Annotated in this window: 9 protein-coding genes; 1 reads left to right on the top strand and 8 read right to left on the bottom strand. The window is 74.2% G+C overall.

The window, feature by feature from the left end:
* The 6 genes from J5Y04_RS30905 to J5Y04_RS30880 all read right to left on the bottom strand — a co-directional run.
* On the bottom strand, nt 1-139 hold a 139-nt coding region (locus tag J5Y04_RS30905; RefSeq protein ID WP_209415699.1), incomplete at its 3' end, for an FAD-dependent oxidoreductase.
* Nucleotides 140-312: 173 nt separating this feature from the next.
* Complete coding sequence (locus tag J5Y04_RS30900; RefSeq protein WP_209415686.1) at nt 313-1,335, bottom strand: hypothetical protein; 1,023 nt, start codon at nt 1,333-1,335, stop codon at nt 313-315.
* Complete coding sequence (sigM, locus tag J5Y04_RS30895) at nt 1,332-2,084, bottom strand: RNA polymerase sigma factor SigM (RefSeq protein WP_209415685.1); 753 nt, start codon at nt 2,082-2,084, stop codon at nt 1,332-1,334. Before sigM ends, J5Y04_RS30900 begins: the two co-directional genes overlap by 4 nt.
* A gap of 51 nt (nt 2,085-2,135) precedes the next feature.
* A complete protein-coding gene (locus J5Y04_RS30890; protein ID WP_209415684.1) occupies nt 2,136-4,124 on the bottom strand; it encodes a protein kinase family protein in 1,989 nt (662 codons plus the stop codon).
* A gap of 308 nt (nt 4,125-4,432) precedes the next feature.
* Nucleotides 4,433-7,018, bottom strand: coding sequence for a murein biosynthesis integral membrane protein MurJ (gene murJ, locus J5Y04_RS30885; RefSeq protein ID WP_209415683.1), 2,586 nt, complete (start codon nt 7,016-7,018; stop codon nt 4,433-4,435).
* A gap of 58 nt (nt 7,019-7,076) precedes the next feature.
* Nucleotides 7,077-9,557 (bottom strand): DUF6049 family protein, encoded by a 2,481-nt coding sequence (locus J5Y04_RS30880; RefSeq protein ID WP_209415682.1) that lies wholly within the window; start codon nt 9,555-9,557, stop codon nt 7,077-7,079.
* Nucleotides 9,558-9,935: 378 nt separating this feature from the next.
* On the opposite strand from J5Y04_RS30880, the gene J5Y04_RS30875 reads away from it, so the two are divergent.
* On the top strand, nt 9,936-11,360 hold the full coding sequence (locus J5Y04_RS30875) for a CCA tRNA nucleotidyltransferase (protein ID WP_209415698.1): 1,425 nt from the start codon (nt 9,936-9,938) through the stop codon (nt 11,358-11,360).
* Between the two features lie 90 nt (nt 11,361-11,450).
* Here the strand turns inward: J5Y04_RS30875 and J5Y04_RS30870 are convergent, their stop codons facing one another.
* Together J5Y04_RS30870 and J5Y04_RS30865 are read right to left on the bottom strand one after the other, a co-directional pair.
* The gene (locus J5Y04_RS30870; RefSeq protein ID WP_209415701.1) at nt 11,451-12,479 is read right to left on the bottom strand and encodes a hypothetical protein; all 1,029 of its coding nucleotides are present in this window, start codon (nt 12,477-12,479) and stop codon (nt 11,451-11,453) included.
* A gap of 52 nt (nt 12,480-12,531) precedes the next feature.
* Entirely contained in the window at nt 12,532-13,176 is a 645-nt protein-coding gene (locus tag J5Y04_RS30865; protein WP_209415700.1) for a hypothetical protein, read from the bottom strand.
* Nucleotides 13,177-13,213: the final 37 nt, after the last annotated feature.

Here is a 13,213-nt window from a genome sequence, read left to right as displayed (position 1 = left end):
TGGTGTTCATCAGCGCGCCACCGGCGGTGACGGCGCCCTCGAAGACCAGCGGCTTGAGGGAGGCACGGGCGGTGTAGAGCGCAGCCGTGTAGCCGGCCGGGCCGGAACCGATGATGATCACGTTACGGACGTCGCTCACTGCATCTCCTGGTTCGCATCGCGACCCGCGTTAGGTGCGGGGAGGGCGGTCCTGCTCCGCCGCCCGGGACAACGACTAACCAGTCTCTCGCATTCCCAGGCGGATCCGTACCAGGTGCCCGCACTGTGGGAGCGTCGGACGGCCCCGGGCGTGGATCGCACGGGAACGGCCGTTCAGCGGGCCGGGACGGTGCGGTGCAGCAGGACCGGCCCGCAGCCGGGGGAGCGGAGGTAGACGTCGAGCTTCTGCGGCTGGTCCGGGACGGCGTACACCAGGACCTCGGCCGGGGCGCCGGAGTAGCTGCCCGTGTCGGTGGCGAGCAGCGGTCCGTCGGCGGGCGCCGGGCAGGCCGCGGCGCCGGGGCCCCCGGCGATGCCCTGCTGCGCGTCGGTGGGCGGTGCCTCGGACTTGCCGGTGGACGGCCCGGAGGCCTGCCCGGACGCCTGGGCGGAGCCGTCGGGCGTGACGCCGGCCCGGGCGAGCAGCTGCTGGACCTGGGCCGCCAGCTGGTCGTCCCGGTAGACGGTGCCGCCGTTGGCGTGTTCCGCCCGGGCGCTCTTGGGCGTGCCGCTCGGCATGGCCCCGGCGGTGGGGGCGGCGGCGGAGACCGCTGTGGTGTCCGAGGCCTTCCGGTCGGCCGGGGAGAACAGCAGGGAGCCGCCGAGGCCCGCCGCGAGCAGGGCGGCCGCGGTGCCGAGCAGCAGGGCGGTCCGGCGCCGCCGTGAGCGGGAGCGGCCGGGCCCGGTGCCCGCCGCCGAGGTGGCGGGCCGCCCGGGTGGCCCGAGGGGGGCCGGGGAGGGGGCAGGGGCGGGCCCGGACGGGCGGGCCGGGGCACCAGCTGGTCCGGCCGGTGCGGAGGCCTGTCGGGGGGCGCCGGGGCCTTCCGCGGGGGTGTCGCGCTCGTCGGCCGCCGCGGTCAGGGCGGCGTCCAGCCGGGCGGCGACGTCGGCGGGCATGGCCGGTGGCTCGGCGGAGCCGAGCAGGGCCTGCACCTCGGCGAGCGCCTCGGCGGTCTCGCGGCACTCGGCGCAGCCGGCCAGGTGGCTCCTGAGCGCCTCCGCGTCGTCGGCGGACCCGACCAGACCCTCGGCGAGGTCGGCCAGCTCGTCGACGGAGGGGTGCGGTCCGGCGGCGTGCGGTTCGGCGGCGTGCGGCTCCACCGGGTCGTTGTCGGGGGAGGAGAGGGGGGCGGTCATCGCTTGCTCGCATCTCCTTCCAGAATCGGCCGGCCGGTGTCGGGGCCCGTCCTTGTGACGGTGCGCGCCCCGGACGGGTTCCCGGGCGGTGGGGCCGAGCCCCGCGGGGTTCGGGCCGTTCCCTCCGTTCCACGTGGAACGGAGGGACCCGGCGCGGCGTCCGGCGTCGTGCCGTCCTCGCGCAGGTGGCGGACCAGCGGCAGCAGCCGGGCCCGGCCGCGGGCGCAGCGGCTCTTCACCGTGCCGACCGGGACGCCCAGCACCTCGGCCGCCTCGGCGACCGGGTAGCCCTGCATGTCGACCAGGACCAGTGCGGCCCGCTGCTCGGCCGGCAGCTCGGCGAGCGCCGCCGCCAGCTCCCGGTGCACCTCGGCGCGGACCACCGGGGAGTCGGCCGGCTCGGCCTGTCCGACCAGGGCGTCGAGGCGCTGCGGGTCGTCGTCGAGCGGCTTGGTGCGGCGGGAGGCGGTGCGCCGGGCGCGGTCCAGGCAGGCGTTGACGACGATCCGGTGCAGCCAGGTGGTGACGGCCGACCGGCCCTGGAAGGTGTGGGCCGCGCGGAAGGCGGAGACCAGGGCGTCCTGGAGCGCGTCGGCGGCCTCCTCGCGGTCGCCGAGGGTGCGCAGGGCGACCGCCCAGAGCCGGTCGCGGTGGCGGTCGACCAGCATGCCGAAGGCGTCCCGGTCACCGGCGACGTGCCGGGCGAGCAGCGTGGCGTCGTCGTCCGCCGGGACCGTTCCGTCCGCCACTGCCACCCCTCGTCGTGCCTGCCGTGCCCGTGCCACCGCAGCGGCCCCGCGTCAGCCGAAGACCTTCACCTCGGTGATCTGGCCGCGGTACTCGCCCTTATCCTTCGGCAGGCTGGTCAGCCAGAGCAAGAGGTAGCGCGTGGTGACCGGGCTGTCGACGCTGTAGTCGACCGTGGTGCCGGACTTCTTCCCGAGGACGGTGAAGTCGCTCGGCCGGGCCCCCAGCGGGTCGGCGGCGGCCGAGGCGCCCGGCACCCGCAGCTCGGCGGTGGTGGTGCCGACGAACTGGACGTTCACCGAGCTGACCGCCTGCGGCGAGCCGAGGTCGATCAGCAGGCCGGTGCCCTCCTTGAGCGGCTTGGTGGGGCCGAACGGATCCTGGTACCCGAAGGTGGTCCAGGCGGTGGAGGTGTCCCCGTCGAAGGCCTTGGAGAGGGAGAAGGTGCCCTCGGGGCCCTGGGTGCCCAGCGGGTTGTACGACTGGGCCTCCTTGACGGGGATCGCCACGGGGGCGTGCGTGGCGGTGTGCGCGGTGGGGGTGGCGGAGCTGACCGTGGGGTTGGGGGCGGCCGAGACGGTCGACCCGTTGTTGCGCAGGCTGTCCACCAGCTGCCAGGAGGCGACGCCGATCGCGCCGAGGGCGACCGTCCAGGCCGTCATCTTGGCGACCCGGCGCAGCCGCCGCCGGGTCCGCCGGACCGGAGCCGTCCGGGCCGGGGCGGGCGCCGTGGCGGCGCCGGGGGCGGCGATCACCCGGGTCGGGTTGGGCGCGGTGGGCAGCGCGTGGGTGTTGTGCCGTGGCGGGGCGGTGAAGGCGGGCAGCTCCGGCTCGGGCTGGCGGATGCGCGGCATCAGCGCGATCGCCTTGGCGAGCTGCTCGGGGGTGGTGATCGGCTCGGCGTGGTGCGGCGGGTGGTCGAACAGGGCGCGCGCGGCCAGCTCGGAGAGGCCCTTGTGGACCCCGGCCCGGACCTGGTCCGGCGGCACGTCGCGGAGGTTCTTCGGCAGGCCCTTGAGGTCGTAGCGGTCCTCGGGGAACGGCCAGCGGTGGGTGAGCGCGGCGAACAGCAGGGCGCCGATGGCGCGGGTGTCGGTGCGCTCGGCGTCCTCGCCGCCCCCGTCGGGCAGGCCGCGCAGGGCGGCGTCGACCGCGATGCCGTTGATCCGGTACTGGCCGCTGTCGGTGCGCAGCACGCAGCGCGGCGTCAGCCGCAGGTGGGCCTGGCCGCGCCGGTGGGCGGCGGCGACCGCGTCGGTGACCTGGCGGACCATCTGGTAGGCGTCGTGCGGCTCCATCGGGCCGTCGGCGAGCAGCTTGGCGAGGTCGGAGGCGTGCGGCAGCCACTCCCGCACGACGTAGACCAGCTCGCCCTCCTGGACGGCGTCCAGCACCTGGACGAAGCGGGGGTCGCCGAGCAGCGCGGCGGACTTCGCGGCGGCCAGGACCTTGCGGGCCCGCTGGTGGCCGGAGGCCATCAGGTGCACGCCGACGGCCCGGCGGAGCTTCTCGTCGACGGCGCGCCAGCTGCTGAAGGTCTCGGTGTGGGAGATGCACTCCTCCAGCCGGTACCGGTGGCCGATCTTGTCGCCGCTGTGCCGCAGCGGGGCCGGCAGGGTCTTCGGCAGGGTGCCCGTCGCGCGCGGGTCGTGGGTGGGCTGCGGGTCCTGCGGCGGCCGGCCGGGGCGGTGGGCCGGCGTGGCGTTCGCCGCGGCGGCGGCCTTGCGCGCGGCGCCCGCGGCCAGTTCGGCGCGGATCTCGTCGGCCGAGAGCGGCGCGGTGATCTCCGAGGTCTCCTCGCTGACGGAGGTCGTGGTGGACGGCTCGTCGTCGCCGCGGTCGTCAGCCGCGTCGGTGCCGGCGTCACCCGTGTCGGTGTCGGCGTCGGACGCGCCGGTCCGGCCGGTGTCGGTGCTCGTGCCGGCCGTGGTGGCCCGGGCCGTCCCGTCGGCGAGCTCGTCGATCGCCGCGGCCAGTGCGGCCTCGTCCGCCGCCCCGTCAGCTGCTGACGTGTCGACGACCGCCTTGGTGCCATCAGCCACCGTGGTCCTGCCTCCCCTTGTGTCGCCCCGGCCTGAGAGAGTCGTTGGAGCGCATCGGGCCGAGGCCCTGTGCTCCAGGACAATTGTGCCCACTCTTCTCCACCGGGTACGACCGCTGAAAGGTCCGCGTGGTTGCGCGATGGTGGAGAGATGTGGTGCAGATCCGGCACTGGGCCGCCGCTCCGGGCCCGGGAGGACCCGGGGTGCGGAGGGCGGCCCAGCACCAGCCCCGATGGGGCGGAGAACCCGGTCCGTCCGGTTGACGCCCGGTCAGGGCGATGTCCGGGACGGCCGGTTGGTGCGGCGGGTCAGCGGCCCAGTCGGCCGCGGACCATGCCCAGCATGGCGTTCAGCTCCTCGATCCGCAGCTTCTTCGCGATCAGCACGAAGACGGCGAGCTGGAGGCCGCCGGCCAGGACGATGGTGAGCACGCTTCCCAGCCAGCCGCCGAGGACCTGCTGGACCGCCAGGCTGACGCCGACGCCGACCAGCGCGGCCGGTACGCAGGCGGCGATCAGCCGGGCGTAGGTCTTGCCGATCCGCTTGGTGTCCAGCCCGCCGATCTTCTTCTTCAGCTTGGGCACCGCCACCGTCACTCCGACGGCGTACGCGAGACCGTAGCCGAAGGCCATTCCGACCACCGTCCACTCGGCGGGAAGCAGGAACCAGCAGGCGAGCGAGAAGACGGCCTGGCAGGCCGCCACCCAGACGGTGTTGGAGAACGGCGTCCGGGTGTCCTCGTAGGCGTAGAAGCCGCGCAGCATCACGTACTGCGCCGAGTACGGGATCAGGCCCAGGGCGAAGGCCGAGAGCATCAGACCCACGTTGGTCGCGCTGTCGAGCGCCGTCTCGCTGCCGCCCACCGCGTAGATGGCACGGCCGATCGCCGGCCCGAGGGACAGGAACAGGAAGGCGCCCGGGACGACCGCCACCGCCGTGGTCCGCAGCCCGTACGAGATGTCGTCGCGCACCGCGCCGGCGTCGTCGTCGGCGGCGGCCCGGGAGAGCCGGGGGAGCACCGCGCTCATCAGGGAGACGACGATGACGGCCTGCGGGAGCTGCCAGATCAGCAGGGCGTTGGAGAAGGCGGCCAGGCCGACGCCGTTGTGGCCGCCCTTTTCCGCGGCGCTGCCGGCCGCGGTCGCCAGCTGGGTGATGACCAGGTACCCGGCCTGGTTGGCGAGGACGAAGAAGAACGTCCACTTGGCGAGCCGGGCGGCCTTGCCCAGGCCGTGGCCGCGCCAGTCGAAGCGCGGCCGGAAGTGGAAGTCGGCGGCCCGCAGGTACGGGATCATCGCGAGCGCCTGGACGACGAGGCCGACCAGGGTGCCGATGCCGAGCAGCCGGACGCCCTCGGGGCTGATGCCCTCCGGGGTGACGTGGGTTTCGCCGAAGCCGCCGTAGACCCAGATGTAGGCGCCGAAGGTGAAGATCACCACGATGTTGTTGAGGACCGGGGTCCACATCATCGCGCCGAACCGGCCCCGGGCGTTGAGGATCTGGCCCATCACCACGTGGATGCCCATGAAGAAGATGGTCGGCAGGCAGTACCGGGCCAGCGCCACGGTGGTGTCCGCCCGGGCCGGGTTCGCCATCATCGGGTGCGAGATCAGCTGCACCAGCAGCGGGGCCCCGGCGACGGCCAGCAGCACCACGACGCCGAGGCCGACCATCACCAGGGTGAGCAGCCGGTTGGCGTAGGCGGTGCCGCCGTCCGCGTCGTTCTTCATGCTGCGGACCAGCTGCGGCACGAACACCGCGTTCAGGGCGCCGCCGCCGATCAGGATGTAGAGCAGGGTCGGCAGGGTGCCCGCGGCGTTGTAGGAGTCACCCATGATGCCGACGCCGATCGCGGCCGTGATCACCATGGTCCGGACGAAGCCGGTGCCGCGGGAGACCAGGGTGCCGGCCGCCATGATGGCGCTGGAGTTCAGCAGGCTGGCGACCTTGCCGCCGCCGGCCGCCGGAGCGGGCGCCGCGGGGGCGTGCTCCTCGGCCGCCAGGTCCTCCAGGGGCTCCACCGCGGGCGGGATCTGTACCGCCGCCACCTGCATGGTGGCCTCCTCCTCGGAGAGCGGCGGGTCGAACTCGATCGGCGGGACGAAGACGGGCGGGCGCTGCCCGTCCTGGCCGTTCGGGCCGCCCTGGTGACCGCCGTGACCGCCCGGACCTCCCGGCCCGCCCCGGTACGCGTCGGCCGGGGGGAACGGCGCGGACGAGGGGTGCGGCGCGGGGGCGACGGGCGGCTGGGCGAGCAGGGGCTGGACCTGCGGCTGCTGGACCGGGGGCTGCTGGGCGGGCGGCCGGACCTCGGCGGCCGGGTCGGCGAGGCCGGTCCGGCCGCCGCCGAACAGCGCGTCGACGCCCACGTACTCGGTGGACTCGGAGTCCCAGGCCGAGTGCGCAGGGCCCGGCTGCCACTGCTGCTGCCCGTGCTGCTGCTGGCCGTGCTGCTGCTGCCCGTGCTGCTGCTGGCCGTGCTGCTGGCCCTGCTGCGGTCCGGCCCACTGGCCGCCGACCGGTGCGGGCCGCTCCCAGGTGGCAGGGGCGTCCGGCCAGTCCGCCGCCGGCTCCTGCGGCGGGGTGTCCCAGCCGGGCTGCACCGGCGGGACGGGCGGGGCGAACGACGCCGGCGGCACCGGCGTGGGGTAGCCGCCGCCCTGCGGCGGAAGCTGCGGCGGCACGTCGTACGCGGCGGCCTGCTGCTGCGGCGCGGCGGGCCGGGCGGCCCGCAGGCCGTACGGGTCCGGGCCGTCCTCGGGGCCCTGGTACGCATCGGCCGCGTACGGGTCCTGGGCGTAGGTGTCGGCCACGTACCAGTCGCCGGACGGCGACTCGGCGCCCGGCCGGCCCTCACCACGGCCCGGCGGCCGCTCCTCGCTGCGCCCGGTCATGTCACCTCTTCGCTGTTGTGGGGGAGGCCGACCCGGCATCGGGCGGGTGTCGGCGGTATCAAGGACCAACCTTCTCATTGCCGACGGCCCGATCCCGGCCATCTGCGGTGCTGGCGCGCGGTGTCTGGCCGTCGCCGTCGGGTTCCCCTCCCCCGGCGGGGCCGGTGCCCCGCCCCCCGGTCTCCGCGGCGTCTCCCCCGCCGCCGTCCCGGTGCCCGGTCCCGGCGTCGTCGGCCGGGTCGTCGGCCGGGTCGTCGGCGAGCGGGGCGTCGCCGATCGGCTCGCCGTCGTCGCCGTTCTCCGCGCGGCGCTTGCGCTGGCGGAAGAAGCGCAGTGCCGCCAGCAGGAGCAGCACCAGGCCGCCCCCGAAGACGTAGAGCACGCCGTTGGTCACCGAGGTGACCTCCACCGTGAACGTCTGCGCCGTGCCGTACAGCTGCGGGTTCGGCCCGGTGGTCCAGAGCTCGGCCGTCACGGTCACCGGACCGTTGTTCTGCGCCTCGGCGGGGAAGCGCAGGGTGACGCTCTGCGAGGCGGGCAGCACCAGCTCCTCGGCCGGGTGGATCTTGAGCCGGTTGGCCTGGGTCGGGCGCAGCACCAGCTTGAGGTTGGTGACCGGCTGGGTCAGGTCGTTGCGGACGCTGACCTGGAGCACGCCGGTGTCGCCGGCGAAGGTGATCGAGGTCTTCTGCGGTACGTTCACCGCCTTGATCAGCTCGTCGAGGTAGGCGTCGACCCCCTGCCGGTAGAGGGCGCCGGCCGGGGCCTCGGTCCGCCACTCGGTCGACATCGACCGGACCATGGCGGCGCTGAACGGGCCGCGCACCCGCTGCGGGAGGGTCAGGACGCGCATCAGCATGTCCAGCTTGGACTGGATGCCGGTGGTGTCGGTCAGCGCCGAGGACGGCAGCTCCGAGGCCCGGGCCTGCGCCGGGTAGTCGGTGGCGGCCGGGACGCTGCCGTTGGCCTTCGGGTCGGCGGGGCCCTGGGCGAGCACGTCCAGCTTGACCGGCTCCACCCACTTGCCGGCCTGCGCCGCCTGCACGGCGGTGGCCAGCACCTTGGCGGTCTCGGCGGTGAGCGCGCGCGGCGGCATCACCATCAGGCCGCGCGGGTTCTGCGGCTCCTGCCGGGAGATCACGAAGGTCTCGGCGAGGAAGCGCTGCACCGCCAGGGTCTGTGCCTGCGGGGTGTTGAGGTCACCGGCGAACAGGGCCGAGACCTCCTCGTCGGCCACCACCGCGGTCTGCCCGTTCCCGATCGGCCGGACCGCGGTCGGGGTGTACTTCAGCGAGTCGGGCTCCGGCAGGCTCGCGCCGTTCACCAGCAGCAGCCCGCTGCCGACGCGCTGGGCCATGCCCGCGATCTGCTGGTCCAGGTAGCCCTGGTAGGGCCAGGCGACGTCCGAGCGGGTGTCCACCGAGAGCCGGCCCTCGACGGTCAGCCGGCCGGCCGTGGCCGCCTTGCCGAGCGCGGTGTCCACCCCCTGCAGCTCGGCGGCGTTGTGCGCGATCGAGGCGAGGTCCGGGTCGGCGTACGGCAGCGCGACCACCTGGCTGCCGTTCTTGGCCACCGCGGCCCGCAGCTTCTCCAGCCAGGCCGTGGCGGCGGCCGAGCCGGTGCCGTCGACGGTGTTCTCCTCCTTCGCCGCCTTCTTCTTGCTGTCGGCGATGCCGGGCTTCTGCACCCGGTACCGCTTGGTCATCGCCAACGCGGTGTCCAGCAGGTCGGGGTCGATCACCCAGGTCAGGCCGTTCAGCGACGAGCCGGTCTCGACCAGCTCGTACAGCCGGCCGCCCGGCGCGAACTCGGCCGCCAGGCTGTCGTCGCGCAGCACCGGGATGGTCAGGTCGTTGTCGGACATGGTCTGCGCGACCAGCACCGGCGCGTGCACCAGCGGCCAGAGGGTGGTGACCTTGGACGGCTGGGCCTCGGTCGGCGTCGGGTCGTACGGCAGGAAGGTCCGGGCGATGCCCAGTGCCCGGTCGCGCTGGTTGTCCGCGGTCGAGCCCGAGACGTCCACCGCCAGCTCGTAGACGCCCTCACCGGAGAGCTGGAGGTCGCTCACGGCGACGCTCAGGGTGTACGGCTGGCTCTGCCCCGGGCCGAGCTCGTTGAGCGCGTACTGCGGGCTCTCCAGGGCGACGCCGTCCCAGCTGGACGGGTTGGTCCGGCCGGCGACCGAGGCCAGCTCGCTGCGCGTGGTCAGCGGCTTGCCCCCGGCCGGCTTGCGGACCGCCGCGTGGGCGGACTTGAGGACGGACCTGCCGCCGTTGGTGATGTGCCCGGAGATCGTCACGGTGCCGTTCTGGACGGCCACCGGCTTGTTCACCGACTCGATGGTCATCACCACCGGGTACTCCGCGGAGACCCCGGAGTCGGCGGCCGGGCGTGAGCCCCCGGCGGGCAGCGCGGCGGCCGGCAGCGCCGGGAGCAGCACCAGCGCGGCACCCAGCGCGGCGGCGAACCGCCGTACGGTCCGCGCCGTGCGGCGCCCGGGCAGGCGTTCGTCCCCGGCTCGCTCGCTACGCCCGCTCATGCGCTACGCCCTCGCTCATGGGCTTCGCCCTCGCCGTTCTCGATCGCTTGCTGCTCGATGCTGTGATGCCGCGGACTCCCCGCCCGCCGGGAGGGCCGGCCGGGTGGATCAGCGGTGGAGAAACGCGACCGGGCATGGCCCGGCCGACCGTACTGGCACGCGGCACCGCAGCCCCTCGTCGGTGCCCGCGACCCGCTCCACCGGCATGGTAACGATGCAGCCGGGGGTGCAGTGTTGCGGGCCTTGGGGTGAGCACCGGAAAACGCGCGGGCGGCGCGGCCGCCGGGGCACGTACCCTTGTGAGCCGTGTCCACTGCCAATGAGCCCCACGAGTCCGGCGTCCATCATTCCAGCACCGCCACCCAGGTCGTCCCAGGCCTGAGCGAGGCGCAGACCCTGGGTCTGCAGGAGCTGCTGCGGGTGTCCCCGGTCGCCGACGAGATCGCCCGCCGCTTCCAGGCGGCCGGTCACCGGCTCGCGCTGGTCGGGGGCTCGGTCCGGGACGCACTGCTCGGCCGGCTCGGCAACGACCTGGACTTCACCACCGACGCCCGCCCGCAGCAGATCCTCAAGCTGGTCAAGGGCTGGGCGGACGCCGTCTGGGACGTCGGCATCGCCTTCGGCACGGTGGGCGCGCGCAAGGACACCCCGGAGGGGTCCTTCCTGATCGAGATCACCACGTACCGCTCCGAGGCGTACGACCGCAGCTCGCGCAAGCCCGAGGTGACCTACGGCGACACCATCGAGCAGGACCTCGTCCGGCGCGACTTCACCGTCAACGCGATGGCCGTCGACCTGCCCGGCCGGGGCTTCGTCGACCCGCACCGCGGCCTGGAGGACCTGGAGGCCCGGGTGCTGCGCACCCCCGCCACCCCCGAGGAGTCCTTCTCCGACGACCCGCTGCGGATGATGCGGGCCGCCCGCTTCGCCGCCCAGCTGGACTTCGAGCCGGCCCCCGAGGTCGTCGCCGCGATGACCGCGATGGCCGAGCGGATCACCATCGTCTCGGCGGAGCGGGTCCAGGCCGAGCTGAACAAGCTGCTGCTGGCCGCCCACCCGGTGAAGGGCCTGCGGCTGCTGGTCGAGACCGGGCTGGCCGGCCACGTGCTGCCCGAGCTGCCGGCGCTCCAGCTGGAGCGGGACGAGCACCACCGGCACAAGGACGTCTACGAGCACTCGCTGACCGTCCTGGAGCAGGCCATCGACCTGGAGCAGGACGGCCCCGACCTCACCCTGCGGCTGGCGGCGCTGCTGCACGACATCGGCAAGCCGCGCACCCGCCGCTTCGAGTCGGACGGCCGGGTGTCCTTCCACCACCACGAGGTGGTCGGCGCCAAGATGACCCGCAAGCGGATGCGCGAGCTGAAGTACTCGAAGGAGCTGACCGAGGACGTCTCGCGCCTGGTCGAGCTGCACCTGCGCTTCCACGGCTACGGCGGCGGCGAGTGGACGGACTCGGCGGTGCGCCGCTACGTCACCGACGCCGGGCCGCTGCTGGAGCGCCTGCACAAGCTCACCCGCTCCGACTGCACCACCCGCAACCGGAAGAAGGCGGCCGCGCTCTCCCGTACCTATGACGGGCTGGAGGAGCGGATCACCGAGCTGAAGGCGAAGGAGGAGCTGGACGCCGTGCGCCCGGCGCTGGACGGCAACCAGATCATGGAGCTGCTGGAGCTCAAGCCGGGCCCGCAGGTCGGCAGGGCGTACAAGCACATGCTGGAGCTGCGCCTGGAGCACGGCCCGATGGAGCACGACGAGGCCGTCACCGCGCTGCGCGCCTGGTGGGCCGCCCAGCAGGGCTGATCGCCGACGCATGCGGAAGGGGTGGCTCCGGAATCCCGGGGCCACCCCTTCCGCATGCGTCGCGGCCGGGTCGTCGGCCGTTGACGCCCCTCAGGTGCCGTTGATCCCCTTCAGGCAGAGCACGTAGCTCAGCGCGGCGGAGGACGAGGTGCGCGTGTAGCTGCTGTCCGAGTCGGGCACGTTGTCACAGGCCTTGTCGTCGCTGGTGGCGAGCAGCTTGCGGAGCACCTTGTACTGGGCGCGCGAGTCGCTGCAGGGCAGCATGGTGATCCGCGGGTTGGGGTCGTGGGTCGCGGATGTGCCGTTCTCGTTGCGCAGGCAGTCGCCGACCTTGGCGCTGTCGATGTCGTCCGCCACCTTGCTCGGCGCGGCCGGGGTGGAGGGCTTCGCAGCGCCCGGGGTGGTGATCTCCGGGATCGGCGGCAGCGAGAACGACGGCATGGGCGGCATAGTCACCGCGCTCGGCGTGGGCATCACGATCGGGTGGTACGGCCTGGAGCCGTTGTCGTGGGTGTCGTTCAGCAGGGCGCCGGTGGCGATCAGCACGATGAGCGAGATGATCCAGAGGACCGGCAGCAGCAGCATCAGCGCGTGCGGCCGCCTCATCAGCGGGGCGCCCGGGTCGAGCTGGGGGCCGTGCGTGCCGGGGGCCGGCGGCGGCAGGTCCTTGATCTTGTTGTGCGCGGCGAGGTTCCGCAGCAGGGTGGCCAGCGTGAAGATCGAGCCCAGGTAGCTCCACCAGCCCTGGACCATCGTGCGGGCCGACATGTCGCGGACCATCGCGGTGCCGCAGGTGCGGCAGTACGGTCCCGGCTGCTTCAGGAACCGCATGATGATGATGATGCCCTGGTGCCCGCGGACGGTGGTGTCCACGGCCGGGAAGCCGCCGCAGAACCGGCAGACCGGTCCGCCGTGCGGGGCCTGCGGGGCGTAGCCGGCCTGCTGGGGCGCGGCGGGGTAGCCGTAGCCGGGCGGGGCGGCCTGCGGCGGCACGCCGTACCCGGGCGCGCCCGGCTGGGGTGCGGCGGGGTAGCCGTAGCCGGGCTGCTGGGCGCCGTACGGGTTCCCGGCGGCGTACGGGTTGCTGTTGTCGGCGGGCGGAGGCGCGCCGTACGGCATCTGGGGCGGTGGAACGGACAAAGGGTCCCCCGGGGAAGGTGGGTCGAACGGGTCAGGACTTCTTGGCCGGCGGTACGCCGGGCGACAGCGGGCCGAGGCAGAGGACGTACCGCTTCTTGTTCCAGCGGCGGCCGCTCTTGCCGGAGACCGTGCTGGTGGTTCCGGCGGTCTGCTTGCAGCGGTTGGTGTCGGTCGTGCCGGAGAACGTCGCCAGCACCTTGTAGTTCGCCTTGGCGTCGGTGCACTTGACGATCTCGACGTCACGCGAGCCGCTGGCCTTGACGCAGTCGCCGGCCTTGGCGCTGCTGACGCTCGGACCGCTGACGAAGTAGCCGACGATCAGTGCGATGCCACCGAGCACACCACCGACGATCTTCAGCTTGGCCTTGCCGCTGGTCTTCTTCGCGGGTCCGGCCGGCATCGGCGCCGTCGGTTGCTGCCCGTACGGCGCCTGCTGCCCGTACGGGGGTTGCCCGTAGGGCGGCTGCCCCCCGGGCGGCGGGCCGTACGGGGGCTGCTGCCCGTACGGGGGCGCGGCCGGCTGGCCGTACGCCGGGGGCTGTCCGTAGCCGGCCGGGGCCTGCTGGGGCCCGCCGTACTGCGGCGGCGGAGCACCGTACGCCTGGGGAGCCGGCGGCGGCGCCTGCGGGTAGCCGTACTGGGGCGGCGGCCCGTAGGGGCCGGGCGGTGTGCTCATCAGGTTGTCCCCCGAGACAGAGTGCTGTCGCTGCGAC

Origin of the sequence: Kitasatospora sp. RG8 (assembly GCF_017813315.1) — a bacterium.
In the GTDB taxonomy this organism is placed as follows: Bacteria; Actinomycetota; Actinomycetes; order Streptomycetales; family Streptomycetaceae; genus Kitasatospora.
Note: the sequence above shows the minus strand (reverse complement) of the source record. Positions and strands in the feature narration are given on the sequence as shown.

Coding starts and splice junctions, on each gene's coding strand:
- J5Y04_RS30900 (WP_209415686.1), bottom strand. CDS start 1,335: ATGACCGCCCCCCTCTCCTCCCCCGACAACGACCCGGTGGAGCCGCAC.
- murJ (WP_209415683.1), bottom strand. CDS start 7,018: ATGACCGGGCGCAGCGAGGAGCGGCCGCCGGGCCGTGGTGAGGGCCGG.
- J5Y04_RS30880 (WP_209415682.1), bottom strand. CDS start 9,557: ATGAGCGGGCGTAGCGAGCGAGCCGGGGACGAACGCCTGCCCGGGCGC.
- J5Y04_RS30870 (WP_209415701.1), bottom strand. CDS start 12,479: ATGCCGTACGGCGCGCCTCCGCCCGCCGACAACAGCAACCCGTACGCC.
- J5Y04_RS30865 (WP_209415700.1), bottom strand. CDS start 13,176: ATGAGCACACCGCCCGGCCCCTACGGGCCGCCGCCCCAGTACGGCTAC.